Annotated in this window: 17 protein-coding genes; 5 read left to right on the forward strand and 12 right to left on the reverse strand. The window is 72.0% G+C overall.

All coding sequences use genetic code 11. The annotated features are described in order from the left end of the window. Window positions 1-34: 34 nt before the first annotated feature. Window positions 35-1,261: a cytochrome P450 gene (locus B086_RS0108975; RefSeq protein ID WP_018566077.1), complete on the reverse strand. Its 1,227-nt coding sequence runs from the start codon at window positions 1,259-1,261 to the stop codon at window positions 35-37. Between the two features lie 267 nt (window positions 1,262-1,528). Between B086_RS0108975 and B086_RS0108980 the strand changes: the two genes are divergently transcribed. Together B086_RS0108980 and B086_RS0108985 are read left to right on the forward strand one after the other, a co-directional pair. After that, the gene (locus B086_RS0108980) at window positions 1,529-2,863 is read left to right on the forward strand and encodes a M64 family metallopeptidase (RefSeq protein WP_051115795.1); all 1,335 of its coding nucleotides are present in this window, start codon (window positions 1,529-1,531) and stop codon (window positions 2,861-2,863) included. Window positions 2,864-2,992: 129 nt separating this feature from the next. Continuing rightward, a complete protein-coding gene (locus tag B086_RS0108985) occupies window positions 2,993-3,565 on the forward strand; it encodes a cysteine hydrolase family protein (RefSeq protein ID WP_018566079.1) in 573 nt (190 codons plus the stop codon). A 7-nt stretch (window positions 3,566-3,572) separates the two neighbouring features. On the opposite strand, the gene B086_RS0108990 is transcribed toward B086_RS0108985, so the two are convergent. Beyond that, entirely contained in the window at window positions 3,573-4,562 is a 990-nt protein-coding gene (locus B086_RS0108990) for a L,D-transpeptidase (RefSeq protein ID WP_026252249.1), read from the reverse strand. A 390-nt stretch (window positions 4,563-4,952) separates the two neighbouring features. Between B086_RS0108990 and B086_RS0108995 the strand changes: the two genes are divergently transcribed. Both B086_RS0108995 and B086_RS0109000 read left to right on the forward strand, forming a co-directional pair. Beyond that, on the forward strand, window positions 4,953-6,626 hold the full coding sequence (locus B086_RS0108995) for a beta-1,3-glucanase family protein (protein ID WP_018566081.1): 1,674 nt from the start codon (window positions 4,953-4,955) through the stop codon (window positions 6,624-6,626). A gap of 116 nt (window positions 6,627-6,742) precedes the next feature. Beyond that, complete coding sequence (locus tag B086_RS0109000) at window positions 6,743-7,327, forward strand: lytic transglycosylase domain-containing protein (protein ID WP_018566082.1); 585 nt, start codon at window positions 6,743-6,745, stop codon at window positions 7,325-7,327. A 60-nt stretch (window positions 7,328-7,387) separates the two neighbouring features. Here B086_RS0109000 and B086_RS0109005 read toward each other — a convergent pair whose 3' ends face one another. The 10 genes from B086_RS0109005 to B086_RS0109050 form a co-directional block, all read right to left on the reverse strand. Beyond that, complete coding sequence (locus tag B086_RS0109005; protein WP_018566083.1) at window positions 7,388-7,939, reverse strand: GNAT family N-acetyltransferase; 552 nt, start codon at window positions 7,937-7,939, stop codon at window positions 7,388-7,390. Window positions 7,940-8,026: 87 nt separating this feature from the next. After that, window positions 8,027-8,416, reverse strand: a complete 390-nt coding sequence (locus B086_RS0109010; RefSeq protein ID WP_018566084.1) for a nuclear transport factor 2 family protein — start codon at window positions 8,414-8,416, stop codon at window positions 8,027-8,029. Window positions 8,417-8,444: 28 nt separating this feature from the next. Then, window positions 8,445-9,893 (reverse strand): aldehyde dehydrogenase family protein, encoded by a 1,449-nt coding sequence (locus B086_RS0109015; RefSeq protein WP_018566085.1) that lies wholly within the window; start codon window positions 9,891-9,893, stop codon window positions 8,445-8,447. A gap of 66 nt (window positions 9,894-9,959) precedes the next feature. Next, on the reverse strand, window positions 9,960-10,556 hold the full coding sequence (locus tag B086_RS0109020; protein WP_018566086.1) for a TetR/AcrR family transcriptional regulator: 597 nt from the start codon (window positions 10,554-10,556) through the stop codon (window positions 9,960-9,962). A gap of 8 nt (window positions 10,557-10,564) precedes the next feature. Then, window positions 10,565-11,416, reverse strand: coding sequence for an ATP-binding cassette domain-containing protein (locus B086_RS0109025; protein ID WP_018566087.1), 852 nt, complete (start codon window positions 11,414-11,416; stop codon window positions 10,565-10,567). Continuing rightward, window positions 11,413-13,203 (reverse strand): dipeptide/oligopeptide/nickel ABC transporter permease/ATP-binding protein, encoded by a 1,791-nt coding sequence (locus tag B086_RS0109030; protein WP_018566088.1) that lies wholly within the window; start codon window positions 13,201-13,203, stop codon window positions 11,413-11,415. The genes B086_RS0109025 and B086_RS0109030 overlap by 4 nt, the downstream gene beginning before the upstream one ends. Further along, window positions 13,200-14,141: an ABC transporter permease gene (locus tag B086_RS0109035; RefSeq protein WP_026252251.1), complete on the reverse strand. Its 942-nt coding sequence runs from the start codon at window positions 14,139-14,141 to the stop codon at window positions 13,200-13,202. Before B086_RS0109035 ends, B086_RS0109030 begins: the two co-directional genes overlap by 4 nt. 252 nt (window positions 14,142-14,393) lie before the next feature. Then, window positions 14,394-15,905 carry an ABC transporter substrate-binding protein gene (locus tag B086_RS0109040; protein ID WP_018566090.1) on the reverse strand — a complete coding sequence of 504 codons (1,512 nt, stop codon included), beginning with the start codon at window positions 15,903-15,905 and terminating at the stop codon, window positions 14,394-14,396. 262 nt (window positions 15,906-16,167) lie between these two features. Then, window positions 16,168-17,157: a methyltransferase gene (locus tag B086_RS0109045; RefSeq protein WP_018566091.1), complete on the reverse strand. Its 990-nt coding sequence runs from the start codon at window positions 17,155-17,157 to the stop codon at window positions 16,168-16,170. Between the two features lie 68 nt (window positions 17,158-17,225). Continuing rightward, window positions 17,226-18,194: an aldo/keto reductase gene (locus B086_RS0109050; protein ID WP_026252252.1), complete on the reverse strand. Its 969-nt coding sequence runs from the start codon at window positions 18,192-18,194 to the stop codon at window positions 17,226-17,228. A 92-nt stretch (window positions 18,195-18,286) separates the two neighbouring features. On the opposite strand from B086_RS0109050, the gene B086_RS0109055 reads away from it, so the two are divergent. Next, complete coding sequence (locus B086_RS0109055) at window positions 18,287-19,027, forward strand: SDR family NAD(P)-dependent oxidoreductase (RefSeq protein WP_018566093.1); 741 nt, start codon at window positions 18,287-18,289, stop codon at window positions 19,025-19,027. Window positions 19,028-19,032: the final 5 nt, after the last annotated feature.

Consider the following 19,032-nt stretch of genomic DNA (forward strand, 5'->3'; position numbering starts at 1 on the left):
GCCGCCGGGCCCGCCGCTCCGGCCGGGAGGCGGCTCAGCCGCCCACGGGGGTGAACCGCACCGGCAGGGACTGCGGCCCGCGGGTGAAGACACCCTGCTCGGCCGGGTCGAAGCCGTCGGCCAGGCGCATGTCGGGCATGGCGTCGAGGAGTTGGTTCACACCGGTCTCGACCTCGGCCCTGGCCAGCAGCGCGCCGACGCAGAAGTGCCGGCCGAGCGCGAAGGCGAGGTGGTCGGCGGCCGCGGAGAACGCGGTCGTCGTGGTGAGGTCGTCGCGCAGGATGTCGAAGCGGTCGGGGTCGCGGTAGCGGTTGTCGTCGCGGTTGGCGGCGCCTATCAGGCAGGTGACGGTGGCGCCGGGGGGCACGGTGCCACCGCTGAGCCGCACCTCGGTGGCGGACTGCCGCATGATCATGTGGACGGGCGGGGTGTAGCGCAGCGTCTCGGCGAAGGCCCGCGGGATCAGAGCGCGGTCCGCGCGGACGGCGGCGAGCTGGTCGGGGTGGCTCAGCAGGTTGGCAAAGATGCTGGCGATGGCCTTGTCGGTGGTCTCGCCGCCGGCGGCGAGCAGCAGGCTACAGAACGCCTTGATGTCCTCGTCGCTCATCCGTACGCCGTCCACCTCGGCGGCGCACAGCGTGGACAGCAGGTCCTCGCCCAGGTCGTCGCGGCGCGCGCGGATGATCGGCAGCATGTACTCGGCGAACTCCACCCGGGTCCGCTCGCCCGCCGCGGTCACCTCGGGATCGCCGGAGAGGTTGCCGAGGAAGGCGATGACGGCCGTGTACCAGCGGTGGAAGCGCGCGTGGTCGGCCTTGTCGAGGCCGAGCATGTCGGCGATCACGTTGACCGGGAAGCGGGTGGCGTAGTCGCCCACGAGGTCGGCGGACCCGGTGTGCCGGAACGCGTCGATCAGTTCGCGGGAGTTGCGCTCGATCACGGGCAGGAACTTCTCCTGGAGGTCGCTGCCGCGGAAGGCGGGGGCGACCAGGGCGCGGCGCACGGCGTGTTCACGCCCGCTGAGCTGGAGGATCGTTGTGCCGTGCACAGGCTCGATCTGCCAGTTGTAGTTGTCCGTGGTGAACTCGTTGTTCTTGTCCTTGAAGACGCGTTCGACGTCCTCGTAGCGCGAGACGATGTAACTGCGGGTGGCCTCGTGCCAGATGAGGGGCGCGGTGTCACGCATCGCACGGTAGGCCGGATAGGGGTCCTTCGCGAACTCCGGCGAGAGGATGTCGGGCACCTGCTGCGCGGTGGACATGATGCTCCCTCAGATAAGGAACCGGCTGTTCCTCCCAGGCTATTGATCATCTGTCCGGGGGGACACCCCCGGAGCGGGCGCGGTCGCTCCGGACACCGCCGTTGGCCGAAAAGTGCCCCAACCGCTCGCCCCGGCCGGACGGTTCGCGTACGACGGGCACGGCGGCGGCGCGGAGGCTCTGGCGTACCGACGCGCGAACCCCTAAGTTAATCCCTGCTTTAACTCCACTTACTTCATGGGTTAATCGGGAACTCCAGTGAGGTCGCCGTGCCGCATCGCAGGAAGCCGTATCCGCGTTGGACCGCCGCCGTCGTGGCCGCCCTGGTGAGCGCGGCCGCGCTGGTCGTGGGGGTGGACCCGCCACCGGCCGGGGCCGCGACCGGTTCCGCCGGGCACCGCCAGAACGTCGAGTACTTCCCCGATCCCTGGTCCGCCCCGCGCCAGGTGACGGTGACCACGGACACCGCCGGCACCACAGCCCCGCACGCCCGCACCGCGTCGCCCGCGGCCGGTGCCGCGCCCACCGTGCGCGCCCTCCAGCAGACCGGGCCGGTCTCCGGCCGGCTCGACCTCGTGGTGCTCGGCGACGGCTACACGGCCGCCCAGAAAGACGACTTCACCGCGGACGCCGAGGACAAGCTCGACCAGATCTTCCGGATCGAGCCGTACCGCAGCTACCGCGGCCTGTTCAACATCTGGCTCGTCGACACCCCCTCCCCCGAGTCCGGCGTCTCCGGCGATCCGACGGCGGACGTCAGGCGGACCACGGCCCTCGGCTCCTTCTTCTTCTGCGACGGCCTGGAACGCCTGCTGTGCATCGACCCGGACAGCGTCACCCGCTACGCCGCCGCGGCCCCCGCCGCGGACATCGTCTTCGTCATCGCCAACTCCGCCAAGTACGGCGGCGCGGGCTACTCCGCCGTCGACCTGCCGCCGGGCACGCCCTTCCACGGCGTGGCGACGATGTCGTCCGACAACGACCGCTCCTACCTCATCGGCGCCCATGAACTGGGGCATTCCATAGGGCACTTGGCCGACGAGTACCAGTACGCCGGATACGGCCCCTACCCCTCGGCCGACGAGCCGGACGCCGCCAACCTGACCCTGCGACGCGATCCGGCCGCCGCGAAGTGGCACCGCTGGCTCGGCGCCCAGGACCCGACCGGCTCGGCCGTGGGCACCTACGAGGGCGGCGGCTACTACGAGACGGGCGTCTACCGTCCCACCGAGACGTCCCTCATGCGCGACCTGTCCTCGACCGACTTCAACGTGGTGGGCCGCGAGGCGATGATCGCCGGTTTCTACGCGGACGCCGACGCCCTGACCTCGCCGCTCGACACCGCGCGCCCGATCGCCTCCGCCCGGGACATCACGGTGCGGCTCGCCCCGCTCACCGGTCTCGCCCGGCTGCGCCTGGACTGGTACGTCGACGGGAAGCGGATACCGTGGGCCGCCGGGCGGATGACGGTGACCCCGCGCGAGCTGGCCGGTCGTCGCTCCGCCCACCGTGTCACGGCGGTGGTGAGCGACCGCACCGGCGCCGTACGGGACCCCGCGGTCCGGCAGGCGGCGTCCAACTCCCTGACCTGGACGGTGCGATGAGGTGACATGGCCCCGTCCGCGCCTGCGGGCCGTGAGCCGCCGCCCGTCGGCGGCTCACGCCGGACCCGCGCGGGGACGGGAGGGGCCGGCCCGCTACGATGCCGGACCGGCCCCGACCCTGGAGATGCCATGAAAAGCGCCCTGCTCGTGATGGACGTCCAGCGGTCCGTCGTGGACCTCACCGACGCCGGACCCGAGTTCCTGCACCGGGTGCGCAGGGCCATGGACGGCGCTCGGACCGCGGGCATCCCCGTGATCCATGTGACCATCGCCCTGCGACCGGGCTTCCCGGAGGTCGGCACGCACAACAGGGCGCTCAGCGCCATCGCGCAGGCCGGGCTCTACGTCGAGGGCGCCGCCGGTACCGAGATCCACCCCGAGGTCGCTCCCCTGCCGGGCGAGGTGGTGGTCACCAAGCGGCGGGCGAGCGCCTTCTCGGGCAGCGACCTCGACGTGGTGCTGCGGGCACGCGGCATCGACAGCCTGGTGCTGACCGGCATCGCCACCGGCGCCGTGGTGCTGTCCACCCTGTGCCAGGCCAACGACCTGGACTTCGGCCTCACCGTCCTCGCCGACGCGTGCCTGGACCCCGATCCCGAGGTGCACCGGGTCCTCACCGAGCGACTGTTCCCGCAGTGGGCGCGGGTCCTCGGCGTCGACGACTGGGTCGGCGGCCTCACGGCTGGCCGGGACGGGTCCTAGCCGCGCCTCACAGCGCCGCGGTCGTGCCCTCGCCCGACGCGCTGCCCGTGAGCCACTGGTCCCAGCCGAGGTTGAAGTCGGCGTAGCCGTTGTCCGGGTCCGCCTTGGCCCGGGGCGAGCCGGTGATGGTCACGGGGTCGCCCTGCTTGACCTGTCCGTAGAACCACTCGGCGTCGGACAGGGAGAGGTGGACGCAGCCGTGCGAGCCGCGGGCGCTGCCGCTGCCCGGGTTCGGGTCGCCGGTCGAGTAGTGCACATAGGTGCCGGACTGGGTGAGGTGGATGTCCCAGGGCAGCGTCAGGTCGTAGTAGTCGGGAGCGCCCTTGGTGCAGCTGATGCCCACGCTGCATGAGGTCATGTGGACCGTCTTCTCCTTGTCGATGACGGCCATGGTGCCGTTCCAGGTCGGGTACTGGGCGCTGCCCGCGTTGATGGACAGGGTGCGCACCGCCTGGCCGTTGCGGGTCACCTTCAGGGTGTGGCCGCGCACCGAGACGTCGGCGCGCACGTCGTCGCCGACCTTGAAGGTGTGCGTGTACTCGCGCACGCCGTAGCGCCCGTTGCCGTTGGCGACGCCCCGCATGTCGACGTCCACCTTGACCTCGGTGCCGGACGGCCAGTAATCCTTGGGCCGCCAGTCGGCGCGCTTGTCGCCGAACCAGTGCCAGGCGCCGGTCACCGGCCGGGAGGCGCTCACCTTCATGTGCTTCTCGACCGTGGCCCGCGCCTTGGCCGCCACCGGGTTGCTGAAGACCACCGAGACGGGCATGGCGACACCGACGGTGGCCTTCGACTGCGGCATGATCGTGTCCAGCAGCATCGGCGGCCCCGCGGGCTTCGTCGGCGACGGCGAGGCGGTCGCGCTCGGCTTCGCCGGGGCCTTCGCGTCGTCCCCGCCCGCCCGGTCGCTGCCGCCGTCGTGGCCGCAGGCGCTCACGCCCACCAGCATCGCGCCCGTGACGAGTGCGATCCGTATGCCACCCCTGCGCCGTCCCATGACCTGCCCCACTCTCTCAACTCTCGCGCCCCGAGGGGCTCACTCCCCTGTCAGACGGCCCGTCGCGGCCGCCGGGTTCCGGGTACCTCGCAAAGTGTCTCCCAAGACTCCTGCGGCGTTCTTCCCGGGGGGCTCCCGGCCACCGGGCCACGGCGGGCGGCGTCCCGGTGCCGAGCGGACCGCGGCGGCCCGAGCCACGGACGGGACGAACCGGACCGGGACCTCCGGTCGTCCAACCCCCCTTTCCCGCACGCCCCTTGACCCGCCGATTGGCACAGTCCAATAGTGGTCCCGTAGTGGTACCGCTCCCACTCCCCCTTCTCTCTCCTGTCTCCTTTGTCTCCCCTGTCTCGCCGAGGCGACCACCCCCACACCACCCCGGAGGCCGTTGTGCTCTCCCGCCGTGCCCTTCTCGCCACCGCAGCGGCCACCGCGGCCGCCCTCCCCCTGACGGCCGCCGGCACCGCCGCGGCCCGCTCCGCTCCGCGTGCCCTCGCCGCGGCGCTCCCCGTCGCGCTCGCCAACAACTCGGGCGGCTCCGCGCCGGTCTACGCCTACATCTCCGGCGCCGACATCTCCGGCTGGCCCGGCTTCGTCACCGCGGACGGTGTCTTCCACCGGCTGCCGAGCCCGTCCTCGGTACTGACCCCGATACCCGACTACGCGATCCCGCTGGGCGCCTCGGGGTCGGCACCGACCCGGCTGACGCTCCGCGACTACGTGATCGGCGGCCGGGTCTGGTTCTCGGCCGGCCGCAGGATCCAGTTCTTCGTCAACCCGCCCGGGGGCAACGGCGGCGTGCCCGGCCTGGTGCAGCCCGGTTTCACCAGCACCGACCCCAACTGGACCACCAGCTGGACGTTCTGCGAGTTCACCTACAACTCGGCGAACCTGTACGCCAACATCAGCTACGTCGACATGGTCGCCCTGCCCGTCTCGATGGCCACCACCGGGGCCGCCGGGAACCAGTCGGTGCCCGCGCTGCCCTCGGGTGCCCTGGCCTCGATCGCCTCCGGGCTGCGGGACCAGCACGCGGCGGACGGCGCGCCCTGGGACCAGCTGGTGGCGACCGACTCCGCGGGCACGGTCCTGCGCGTACTGGCGCCCTCGCACGCGCCGGTCGACTTCGGCGCGTACTGGAGGCCGTACCTGGACCGGGTGTGGGACTACTACCGCACCCACACCCTCACCGTGGACGGCCAGGGCTCGATCGGCGCGTACTCCGGGACCGTCAGCGGTGACGTGCTCACCTTCGCCGGGCTCAACACCAACGGGGTGCCCTTCACCAAGCCCTCCGCCGCCGACATCTTCGGCTGCGCGAGCGGCCCGCTGTACAACTCCGGCGCCGACGCGCGCTCCGCCGTCGCCGCCCGTCTCGCCGCCGCCCTCAACCGCTCCAGCCTGCTGGTCTCCGGCGGCGCGTCGCAGCCCAGCGGGGTCACCCCCGCCCAGTACTACACGGAGTCGGTCACCAACCACTACGCCCGGCTGGTGCACCGGTACGCGAGCATCGGCTACGCCTTCCCGTACGACGACGTCGGTCCCACCGGCTCCGCCCCGGTCGACGGGCACCTCCAGGACCCGGCGCCCGCCTCCTGGACGGTCACCCTGGGACCGGGCAGCGGCGGGACGACCCCGCCGGGCGGAGGCGGGACGAGCGCCTACTCCACCGTCCAGGCGGAGGACTACAGCGCGCAGAGCGGCACGCAGACGGAGGCGTGCTCCGACACCGGCGGCGGCCGTGACGTCGGGTATCTCGCCGCCGGGGACTGGCTGAAGTACGCGTCGCTGGACTTCGGCTCGGCCGCCCCGGCGCAGTTCCTCGCCCGGGTCGCCTCCGGGGTGGGCGCCGGTGTCAGCGGCGCGATCCGGGTGCGGGTGGACAGCGCCACCGGGCCGCAGATCGCCGAGATCGGCCTCGGGGACACGGGCGGCTGGCAGAGCTGGCGCACCGTCCCGGCCAACGTCACCCGGGCCGTGACCGGCGTCCACGACGTCTATCTGACGTTCGAGGAGAGCACCGTCGAGTTCGTCAACGTCAACTGGTTCACCTTCACCCGCTGACCGTCGCCCGGCCGTCCGCCCGGCGGCAGCCGTCGGATTGAGGCCGTGGGGCGGGGGCACGTGCTCCTGCACACGGCGGTCGCCGCGGCGGCCGGGTCGAGGAAGGACGGGACAGGATGAGCGAGGGACCGCGAGCGGCGCGGGAGCAGGGAACGGGGCCCGGCCCCGAGGACGGCGTACCCACCCCGCCGCTGCGGCCCGGCGGCTACGAGCCCGCCGACTACGCCGCCACCGTGGTGCGCAGCGCACGGCAGGCGGGCATCTCACCGGTGCTGCTGATGGCCGTGCTGCACAACGAGGCGTACAAGCCGCACCATCCCCTGCTCGAACGGGTCTGGCAGTGGTGGAAGCGCGACGCCTCGTTCGGTGTCGCCAACATGCACCGGGCGACGTTCGAGAAGGTGCGGCGGGCGCACGCGCTGACGGGCCGCTGGCAGGACCTCCGGGACGACCCCGCCTTCGCCGTCCACGCCGCGGCCCTCCATCTCAGGGACCTCGACCGGGTCCTGCCGCAGCGGTACGCGCGCCGCTACCGGCGCGACGAACTGCTCGCCCTCGGCTACAACGCGGGCGAACGCAATATGCGGGCCTTCGCCCGGGGCGTGCCGCCGGGCCCGATGGCGCGGTCCTACCTCCGCCGTCTGCGGGCGCACTGGCCGCGGGCCGCCGGGGCGGTGGCGGAGCCGGACGGGGAGCACTGAGCGAGCGGGCGCGGCCCCGGACGGCACGGCCTCGGCCCGTGGCCAGGACGGGGAAGGCGCTCAGCGTCCGGCGGGCCGGGGCGCCGCCGTCCAGTCCCGGGCGAGGAGTCCGAGCAGTACCTCGTCCAGGAACTCGCCCATCACCCAGGCCGAGGAGCGCAGCACGCCCTCGCGGACGAAGCCGTTGCGCTCGGCCGCGCGCAGCATCGCGTCGTTGTCCGCCAGGGTCTCGATCTGGAGCCGGTGCAGGCCGCGCACGACGAACCCGTAGTGGCACAGCACCGCGACCACGTCGGTGCCGTAGCCCTTGCCGCGGGACGCGGGCAGCAGCGCGAGTCCGATGTGCGCGGTGCGGTGGTGGGTGTCGATGCCCCACAGCGTCGCGGTGCCGACCAGGGTGCCGCCGTCCAGTTCGATCACGGAGAACGGGACGTGCTTCTGCTCCGTGCCGTCCACGACGAGCCGCGGGTCCTTGGTGCCGGGTGACAGCGGCCGCCACGGACCGCCCTCGGCCCGTGAGGCGTTGACCACGTCGTCGTACAGCTCGGTCCGCAGGACAGGTATGTCGTCCTCGTGCCGGGCCCGCAGCCCGACCTTGCCGCCCTTCAGCATGCGAGCTTCCTATCCGACCGGGCCGGACGGCGGCAACCCCTTACTCGTGGTGGTCGCCCGCTGACCGTGGCGGGCGAGCGGGGTGGGTCACTCCGCCGGGCCCGCCGTGCGGAAGAACGTCTTCGACGCGATCCGCCACCGCCCGTCCTCGCGGACCAGGGAGAAGTGGTTGGTGAAGTCCTCGCCCTGGTAGCCGCGTTCGTCGAGCACGGCAACCGCCACCTCGCCGCTCACCTCGATCGAGCGGATGTCGTAGGTGTACGTCCGGGTCCAGGCGCGCTCGCCCGAGTCGGCCGCGACGACCTGGCAGAACGCCCCGATCGGGGCGGAGACCAGTTCCCGGCCGAGGTAGCCCCACATGTACGCCTCGGGCCTGAAGGCTTCGCGTACGGCCAGCGGGTCCCCGGCGCGCACCGCCGAGACATACGCTTCCACGGCGGCCCGGACACTCTCGTGCACGGTGGTGGAGTCGGTCATGCGGTCTTCCTCTCCGGTGGCGGGTGTGTCAGCCATGGTGGATCCACACACCCTTCGTCTCGGTGAACACGTCCAGCGCGTAGGAGCCCATCTCGCGGCCCCAGCCGCTGGAGCCGAAGCCGCCCCAGGGCGCCGCCGGGTCCGGGACCGGCGGCATGTTGACGAACACCGCGCCCGCGCGGACGTCCGCGGCCAGCCGGTGGGCGGTGGACAGGTCCCGGGTCCACACCGCGGCGGCCAGGCCGTAGCGGGTGTCGTTGGCGCGTGCCGCCAGTTCCTCCTCGTCCTCGTAGGTGAGCACGGGCAGTACGGGACCGAAGATCTCCTGCCGGGCCACGGCCATGTCGTCGCGTACCGAGGCGAAGACGGTGGGCCGGTAGAAGTTGCCGTGCTCCAGGGGGCCGTCGGCGCGCTCGCCGCCGGTGACCACCTCGGCGCCGGCGGCGACGCCCTTCTTGACCATGGTGTCCACCCGCCGCAGGTGTTCCTCGGTCACCAGCGGCCCCAGCTGGGTGTCCGGGGACATCCCGGACCCCAGGCGCAGCGCGGCGACGGCGGCGGCGAGCTTCTCGGTGAACTCCTGGGCGCGGCGGTGGTCCACGTAGAAGCGGGAGTAGGCGGCGCAGACCTGGCCGCTGTTGAGCAGCGCGCCCTGGACGTTGCCCTGGACGGCGGCGTCGATGTCGGCGTCGCGGGCGATGATGCTGGGTGCCTTGCCGCCCAGTTCCAGGGTGACCCGCTTCAGGTCGTTCGCCGAGGCGCGGACGATCTCCTGTCCCACCTCGGTGGAGCCGGTGAAGGAGACCTTGTCCACGCCGGGGTGGGCCACGAGGGCCCGGCCGGTGGCGGGACCGCCGGTGAGCAGGTTGACCGTGCCCGGGGGCAGTCCGGCCTCCGCGCAGAGCCGCACCAGGTGCAGGGCGGTCAGCGGGGTCTGTTCGGCCGGTTTGAGGACGACGGTGTTGCCGCAGGCCAGCGCGGGGGCCAGCTTCCACGCGGCGATCATCAGCGGGAAGTTCCAGGGGGTGATGAGCGCGCAGACGCCCACCGGTTCGCGGCGGGTGAAGTGCAGGGTGCCGGGGAAGGAGACCGGGCTGACCGCGCCCTGGATCTTGGTGACCCAGCCGGCGTAGTAACGGAAGTGCTCGGCCGCCCCGGCGACGCTCACCCCGCGGGCGACCTGGAGCGGCTGCCCCTGGTCGCGGGTCTCCAGCTCGGCGAGCAACTCGGCGTCGCGCTCGATGAGTTCGGCGACGCGCCACAGCAGTCTCGCGCGGTCCGCCGCGGTGAGCGCGGCCCACGCGGGGTCGGTCAGCGCCCGCGCGGCGGCGGCGACGGCGGCGTCCACCTCCGGCTGTCCGGCCTGGGCGCAGGTGCCCAGGGCCGTCCCGGTGGCCGGGTCATGGGTGGTGAACTCCGCGCCGTCCGCGGCGGCCGTCCACTCCCCGTCGATGTAGAGCTGGCCTCGCACATTCATGAACGATCCTTTTCTGGGCGGTGCGTACGGGGGTGCGGGGCGCGGCGGGCTCCGCACCCCCGTGGGTCAGTCGCCGATGATGTTCCGCATCAACCGGTCGACGTGGGAGCGGTGTTCGGGGACGAGTGCGCCGTCGGGGAACATCAGGGCGGTGACGTTGGCTCCGATGGTCATGCCGATGACCTCTCCGGCGAGAGCGGTCACGGCCGGGTCGTCGGGCGGCTCTCCCCGGCCGCGTGCCGCGGCGATGCGGGCGGCGAGCAGCCGACGCCACCGGCGCAGGTGGTCGCGGTACAGCTCGGCGAGTTCCTCGTTGGCCACCGAGTGCTCCCACAGGGCGAGCAGCACACGGGCGCCGTCGATGCGGTACCGGTCGAGCGGCAGGGTCGCCTCGATGTCGTGGCGCAGTGCCTCCTCGGGGTCGGGGGCCGGTTCGCCCGCTTCTGTCATCCGTTCGTTCATCTCCGCGAGCACGCTCTGGAAGGTGGCCGCGACGATGCTGTCCTTGCTGGGGAAGTAGCGTTTGAGCGCGCCGTTGGCGAAACCCGCCTCGGCGACGATGCTCCTCATCGTCGCGGCCTCGAACCCGCCCTGGACGATGAGTTTCCTGGCGACCGCGACGATCTCGCGCCGCCGCTGGTCATGATCGATGATCTTCGGCATGGTCGCGCCTACGGTACGGGTGAGGCGCTCACCGCCCGCAGTCCGAGCCAGCTTCTCCTGCGCTCGGCCTGCCGGGCCGGGTCGGCCACCGGGGAGGCCAGCAGCAGTCGGCGGGTGTAGGGGTGTCCGGGGTCGCGGGTGACGGTCTCGTTGGGTCCGGACTCCACGCACTCTCCCTGGTACATGACCGAGACCCGGTGGCAGATGCGCCGGACCACGCCCAGGTCGTGGGAGACGAACAGGTAGGAGACGCCGGTCTCGCGCTGGATGTCGATGAACAGGTCGATCACCGCCGCCTGGGTGGTGAGGTCGAGCGCGCTGACGGGTTCGTCGCAGACGATCAGGCGCGGGCGGCGCACCAGCGCGCGGGCGATGGCGACGCGCTGGCGCTGGCCGCCGGAGAACTCGCTGGGGTAGCGCGTGACGGTGTCCGCGGGCAGGCGTACGTGGTCGAGCATCTCGGCCACCGCCTTGCGTGCCTCGGCGCGGCCGGTGCCGGACGCGGTGAGGGGTTCGGCGAGGATCTGGCCGACGGTGAGGGTGGGGTCCAGTGAGCCGTAGGGGTCCTGGAAGACGACCTGGAGGTCGGCGGCCAGGCGGCGCCGTTCGGCTCCCTTGGCGTGGGTGATGTCGCGGCCGTCGAAGCGGATGGTGCCGGAGGTGACCGGGGCGAGGCCGAGGATGGCCTTGCCGAGGGTCGACTTGCCCGAGCCGCTCTCGCCGACCAGGCCGACGCACTCGCCCGCGCCGATCTTCATGGAGATGCCCTTGAGCGCCCGGAACGTGCTGCGTCCGCGGCGGTAGTCGACGATGACGTCGTCCACTTCGAGCAGCGCGTCCCCGTGGGTGTCCGTGGTCATGAGTGCACCGTCCGTCCGGCCGTGTTCCAGGCCGCGTCCAGGTCGGCGCGGCTCTCGGTGTCGTCCTGCGAGGCGCGGATGAGTTCCGCGGTGTACGGGTCGCCGGGGTCGCCGAAGATCTGCTCGACCGGGCCGGTCTCGATGATCCGGCCGTCCTTCATGACGGCGACGCGGTCGCAGATGTCGGCGACCACACCGAAGTTGTGGGTGACGATGACCAGGGCCATCCCGTACTCCGCCTGCAACTCGCGCAGCAGTTCCAGGACTTCTGCCTGGACGGTGACGTCCAGGGCGGTGGTCGGTTCGTCGGCGACCAGCAGGCCGGGGTTGCCGGAGACCGCGCCCGCGATGAGGACGCGCTGCGCCATGCCGCCGGAGATCTGGTGCGGGTAGGACGCCAGCACCCGGTCGGGGTCGGTGATGCCGACGCGTTCGAGGATCGCGCGGGCCCGCTCCCCCGCCTCGGCCTTGGACAGCCCGTGCACCGCGCGCAGGGGTTCGGTCAGCTGGTGGCCGATGGTGTAGCAGGGGTCGAGGTTGCTCATCGGCTCCTGGGGCACGTAGCCGATGCGGGTGCCGAGCAGGGCGTGGCGCTTGGCGCGCGGGAGCGAGCCGGCCTCGCTGCCGCCGACCCAGATGCCGTCGGCGGTGGCGGTGCCGTCGGCCGGGAGCAGGTCCAGCGCGGAGAAGACGGTCTGCGACTTGCCCGAGCCGGACTCGCCGACGATGCCGAGCACTTCGCCGGGTGCGACGTCCAGGCTCACGCCGTGCACGACCTGCTTGTCGCCGTGCGGGGTGCGGTAGCTGACGCGGAGGTTCTCGATCCTGAGCGCGCTGTCCGCCGCCGAGTGCAGCAACTCGCCGGTGGTGGAGCCCTCCTGGCGGGGCGGCGCGGCCGCACGGGAGCGCCGGGGGGCCGGTGCGGTGCGCGAGTTCACCAGGTCGGCGAGGGTGGAGCCCATGAAGGCGAGGGCGGCGATGGTGATGCCGAGGGCGGCCGAGGGCCACAGCAGGATGAGCGGGTGGGTCAGCATGGTGCGGAACCCGTCGTTCATCATCTGGCCCCAGTCGGGGTTCGACGCGGTGCCGATGCCGAGGAACTGCAACCCGGTCTGTAGGCCCATGGCGATGCCGGCGGTCAGCGCGGACTGGATGATGACGGGTGCGTAGACGGCCCGCAGCATGTGGGCGCGCAGGATCTGGGTGTGGGTGAGGCCCGCCACCCGGGCCGCGTCGATGTACGGCTCCTTGCGCACGGCGAGCGCCCTGGAGCGGGAGATGCGGTAGTAGCCGGGTGCCATGAAGGCGCCGACGGTGATCATCAGCACGGTGAAGTCGGCGCCGGTGCCCGCGGCGACGATGAGCAGGACGATCATGCCGGGCACGGACTGCGCGGCATCGCTGATCCAGGAGAAGATCCGGTCGGCCGGGCCGCCGAAGTAGCCGGCGGCCACGCCCGCGGGGACGCCGAGCAGGGCCCCGGCGAGGCAGGCGACGGCGGCGCCGTACAGGGTGGTGCGCGCGCCGTACAGGAGCCGGCTGAAGATGTCGCGGCCGGCGGAGTCGCCGCCCATCAGGTGGCCGTGGCCGGGAGGGGCCTGGGTGAGGTTGAAGTCGACGAAGTTGGGGTCGTGCGGGGCGAGCAGCGGCGCGAACAGGCCCACGAGGACGACGAGGAGGAAGACGGCGAGCGCGGCGACGCCGACGGGGCGGCGCAGATAGCGCGACCAGAGTCGCTGTCTGGCCTGGACGGGTTCGGGTGTGGCGGGGAACGCGGCTTCGGTCATTTCTCGCGCACCTTCGGGTTGACCCACCCGAGCACGAGGTCGAGCAGGAAGTTGACGACGACGACGAAGACGACCGTGACGACGGTCAGTCCGAGCAGCACCGGGATGTCGCCGATCTGGCTGGCCGACTGGGTGAGGCTGCCGATGCCCGGGAGGTTGAAGACGATCTCGACGACGATGGCGCCGCCGAGCAGTCCGACGAACATCACGGCGAGGACGGTGAGCGCGGCGGGCGAGGCGTTGCGCAGCACATGCAGGGTGACGCGCCGCGAGGACAGGCCGCGGGCCCTGAGGGTGCGGACGAAGTCCTGGTGGGTGACCTCCAGGAAGCCGTTGCGCAGTTGTTCGGCGATCATCACGATCGCGCCGAGGGCCAGGGCGATGGACGGCAGGGTGATGGAGCGCAGCCATTCGGTGCCGGAGTGCGCGAGGGGGACGTAGCCGACGGCGGGGAACCAGCGCAGCTTGATGGCGAAGGTCAGGACGAGGATGAGGCTGACCCAGAAGCCCGGGAGGGCGAACAGCACGACGGAGGCGACCTTGAGGACGCGGGCGAGGACGCCGCGGGGGCGCAGTCCGGTGGCGATGCCGACGGCCAGACCGATGAGGGCGGCCAGGACGGTGGCGGCGATGACGACGGACAGGGTGACCGGGACGCGGAGGGAGATCTGGTCGGAGACCGGCTGGAAGTTGCGCCAGGAGGTGCCGAAGTCGCCGTGCAGCGCGTGGGAGAACCAGTCCCAGAACTGGACGAGCAGGGGCCGGTCCAGGCCGAGCTGATGGCGCAGCGCGGCCCGCTGGACGGGGGTGGCGCTGTCGCCGAGGAGGGCGGCGGTGGGGTCGCCGATGGCCAGATGTGCCAGGAAGAAGGAGGCCGAGGTGACGACCACCAGGAGGACGGCTCCTGAGAGCAGGCGCCGCAAGGTGAATTTGATCATGTGGGACCCCTCTGGGCGCGGCGGCCGGCTGTCGGGGCGGGCCGCCGCCGGGACGGGAGCTAGGGTCTTTCGTCTGGATCAGGCCGGGGCAGGGAGCGGGGTCTGGTGGTGGGGGCACCTCCCACGCCGTTCGGGCGGTGGGGGAGCGTCGCGAGGCGGAGGCGGGCGGCACGGCGGAGCCACGGCAACCGACGGCGACGCGGTGAGGACGGTGCCAGGGCACGCGAGCCCGGCATGACCCGACGAGAGGCCCTAGCCGCGCTGGATGAACCGCAGGGTCGGGAACATCATGCCGGTGATGGGGGTCACCGTGATTCCCTTCATGCTGAAGTAGGTGTTGTTCGCCTGGTACCAGACGTCCTGCCAGGCCGTGTCGGTGACCTTGGCGTCCAGTTCGCGGATCAGCGCGGTCTGCCGGTCGCCGGTGGCCGCCTGGATCCTGCCGAGCAGCGACTGGATCTCGGGGAACGCCTCGGTGGAGGGGTTCGGGTTGAACCACTGGCGGGAGGCGATCCGGCCGTCCACCGACGCCGCCGAGTTGGAGTCGAGGGCCACGACCGCCACGAACATCGGGAAGGTGGAGGCGTTCTTCTGGTAGTCGGCCGGTGACATGTTCTTCCAGGTCACCTTGATGCCGAGCTGGCCGAGAATCTGCTGTACGGCGGGCTGCCAGGCCTGGAAGATCGACGACATCGGCATCGTGACCCGGAAGCCGTCGGGGTAGCCGGCCTCGGCCAGCAGCCGCTTGGCCTTGTCCATGTCGAACGGGTAGCGGTCGTTGAGCGAGGCGTCGTAGGCGGGGTCGCCCGCCGGGAACACCTGGTTGGTGGCCACGCCGGAGCCCTGTCCGACGGACTTGAGGATGGCCGCGCCGTCGAAGGCGTGGTTGATGGCCTGGCGCACCCGGACGTCGCCGAGCGGCTTGAGCTGCTTGCCGGTGCGGTCGGTGAACTGGATGCCGACCCAGGTGGCGACCTTCGAGGCGACGTTCCAGCCGTTGCGCTCGGCGTACGGGATGTCCGCCGCGTTGGCGTAGTTGACGTCGAGCTGGCCGGAGAGCATGGCGTTGAAGCTGGCGGTCGGGTCGGCGATCGGGAACACCTTCACCGTGCGGTACGGGTAGGTGGCCCGGTCCCAGTGCCGGGGCTGCTCGGTGAACACGTACTGCGATCCGGGTGTGGACTCGCCGGCCCGGAAGGTGTACGGGCCGGAGCCGACCGGTGCGGCGGTGAGGCTCTTGGCCTTGATGGCGGCGGGTGAGGCCATCCAGCTGCGGCCCAGGCCCATGTAGTAGAGCAGCGAGTCGTTCTTCTTCTTGAGGTGGAGGGCGATGGTGTCCGGGTCCACCTCGGTGACGCTCGTGACGTCGGCGTACGTCTGGCCGGAGCGGACCCCGGACCTGAGGTGCTCCAGGTTCTGCACCGCGGCCGCCGCGTCGAAGCGCTGCCCGTCGCTGAAGGAGACCCCGGTGCGCAGGTGCATGGTGAGGGTCAGGTAGTCCGGGGAGTAGGACCACGACGTGGCGAGTGCGGGGACGGGGCGGGAGTTCTTGTCCAGGGCGACCAGCGGGTCGTAGACGGCGGACAGGTAGGGACCGTCGAAGCCGATGTCGGCGTTGGCCGGGTCCCAGGACGTGACGTCCAGGAGCGTGCCGATCCTGAGTTGGTCCGTCGATGTTCTGCCGGACGTGGCGGCGGCGTTCGTGCAGGCGGCGAGCGCGAGCGCGACGACCGCGACAAGTGCGGCTCTCCAGATCCTCTGCATGGAATCTTCTCTCGGGTAAGAGGGGCGCTGATGCCAGATCGAGCCGGGAGAGGATCGCCGGTTCTCGTCGCCGTCGCAGCGCTCGGCCCATCGATCGACGAGAGCGGGTGCGCGGGCCAGTGTTCCCTCGCACGCCACCTCACGTGTCGTGGCCGTTAGTCTACGGATGTCGGCTAAAAAGACAATGGCCCCGTCGCAGCCGATTGGCGAGCGAGGGGGCCATGTCGTGGCCGGAGGGTCAGGCCGGGGGTGTCACCGCAGGTCAGACAGCTTCCGCGACGACCACACGGGGGCTTCCGGGCAGCGCCAGGACCTCCCGCGGACGCCAGCCGGCGGCCGTCAGCCACTCCTCCACCTCGGACGCCGGGTACACCACCGTGCCGTCGATGACGAAGTACTCCCCGGCGTGCAGCGCGTCGATGGAGCGCTGGCGCTCGTCGTCGTCCAGCAGGAAGTCCAGCAGGAGCAGGGTGGCCCCGGGCGCCGCGGCGGCGCGCGCGGCGGTGAGGATCGCCCGGTTCTGCTCCGCGGTGAAGCGGTGGATGACGTGGTTGACCATGACGAGATCGTGCTCCCCGCCGGGGTCGGCCGTGTCGGTCGGCGCCGGTTCGACCGTCGCCCGGTCGGCGACGCCCGCGGCGGCCAGCGCCCCGGTGACGGCGTCGGTGGAGGCCGGGTCGAAGACGAAGCGGGCCGTGAGACCGGGGTTGGCCTTCAGGGCGCCGATGGCGAAGTCGGGCGAGAGACCGCCGAGGTCGAGCAGGCTGCGGAAGGGGGTGAAGTCGAAGGATCGGGCGAGCATGGCGGCGTGCAGGGTGTTGTAGCGCATGACCCCGGCCATGAACGCCTTCCACCGGTCGTCGTCCATCTTCAGCTCGCCGGGCTCGGTGGTGTCGACGGTGGTGTCGAACTGGAGCCAGTGGCCGTAGCTGATCTCGTTCAGGAAGGCGAGGAAGGGGTGCAGGTCGAGGTCGCCGTCGCCGGTCAGGTACGCGGCGGCGTCCGGGGCGAGCCGGTAGCGGCCGTCGCGGCGCTCCAGCAGCCCCAGGCCGTTCATGGCGTCGGCGAGGATCCGCGCCATCCGCTCGCTCAGGCCGGTGGCCGAGGCCAGCGCCGGTATGTCGCGCTCACCGTCGGCGAGGGCGCGGAAGAGACCGGTGCGCGCCGCGGCGAAGAGCTGCTTGGCGCCCATGTAGCCGGTGGCGATACCGACGATGCGGTCGGGCGTGGCCGGTGTGCCGGATGCGGTCATGGTGTTCTCCTGAGGGTGTGGTGCGGCTGTCGGGGGTGGATCCGTGCGGTGGCCGGTGCCGGCCGGTGTCACCAGGTGCCGTCCGCGGCGACGTCGCGGTCGAGCCAGAGGTCGGCGGTGGCCCGGCGCAGGGCCTGCGCGCCCACCCGGTCGAGCAGGGCCAGCGCGCCGACGTTGTCCTCCAGCTGGCTCTGCCGGGAGACGCCGACCAGCACGTTGGCGGTGGCGGGGTTGGCCAGGCAGAAGGCGATGCCGAGCTGGGCGGGCGAGGCGCCGAACTCGTCGGCCAGGCGGCGCACCGTGCCGTAGGACGCGGCGACGCGTTCGCGGATGCCGCCGACATCGGCGCCGATCTTGCGGTCCGGGATCAGCTTGCCCGCCAGCATGCCGCCCTCCAGGACGTCGGAGGCCTGGAGGGCGATCTCCCCGGACGCGAACAGCGGCGCGTAGTAGCCGCCCTCCGCCATGGACCGGCGGACCAGGCCGTACTTCAGCTGGGCGAACGAGGGCGGTACGAGTCCTCGTGCGCGTGCGACGTCGATCGCCCGGCGCAGGTCGTCGTAGCGCCAGTTGTTGACACCCCAGGTGTCGAAGCGGCCCGCCTCGATCTGCTCGGCGACATCGGTGACCACGCGCTCGACGTCGAGTTCGCCGAAGTAGTCGCCGACGACGACCGAGTCGGCCCGCTCGGTGCCGACGCGTTCGAGGGAGGTCTCCAGCTGCCGGGTGAACCCGGTGGCGGGGTAGTCCCAGAGCCAGAGCTTTCCGCAGAAGTGCCAGTCGGCGCGGGCGAGCCCGGCCTCCCGTACGGCCCGCCCGAAGATCAGGTCGGTGCGGGCGTTCTCCGCGTGCGGGCCCATGTTGTAGTGCGCGACGTCGAAGAAGGCGCAGCCGAGTTCCGCGGCCCGTGCGATCAGCGCCACGGCGTCGTCGAACTCCATGCGGTCCCAGGTGTTCCACGATCCCAGGGCCAGCACCGGGACCTCGGGTCCGCCCGGTCCGAGCCGGCGGCGGGGAACGGTCTTCGCAGCACTCAAAGTTCCTCCCGGAAGCCTCGGGTTTTTCGTCTACAACCGTATACTATACGGCCGACGCCGTGACGCGGGTCACGCTGTGAGGAGAGTGGACGATGAAGAAGACACGCACCGTGCTCGTCACCGGTGGGGCGGGCGGGATCGGCCGGGGCGTCGCCGCGGCCTTCGCCGCCACGGGCGACACCGTGGTCGTCGCCGACCGGGACGCGGAGCGCGTCACGCGGACAGCCGCGGAACTCGGCGTCCACGGCCGGGTGCTCGACATCACCGACGCGGCCGCGATCGGCCGTGAACTCGACGCGATCGAGGCCGAGTCGGGCCCGGTCGAGGTCCTGGTGAACAACGCCGGGCTGCTCACCGTGCACGGCGCGCTCCTGGAGCTGGCCGGCTCCGACCTCGACACGATCCTGCGGACCAATGTGCTCGGTACGTTCCTGATGACCCAGCATGTCGCCCGGCGGATGGTCGGCGCGGGCGTCACCGGGGCGATCGTCAACATCTCCTCGATCGGCGGCCGCCAGCCCACACCCGGCATGGGCGGCTACGAGAGCAGCAAGGCGGCGGTGGACTCACTCACCCGGTGGGCGGCGATCGAGCTGGCGGAGCACGGGATCCGCGTCAACGCGGTGGCGCCCGGCCCGGTCCTGACCGAGATGCTGGCCACGGGGATGCCCGAGGGGTCGCCGCAGCGCCAGGCATGGGAGAGCCGCATCCCGCTGCGCAGGCTCGCGGCGGTCGACGACGTCGCCGCCGCCGCGGTCTTCCTCGCCGGTGACTCCGCCACCCACATCACCGGCACCAGCCTGCCGGTGGACGGCGGGCAGCTCCTCACCTGAGGGGC

The sequence above is a fragment of the Streptomyces sp. PsTaAH-124 genome (genome assembly GCF_000373685.1).
Lineage (GTDB): Bacteria > Actinomycetota > Actinomycetes > Streptomycetales > Streptomycetaceae > Streptomyces > Streptomyces andamanensis.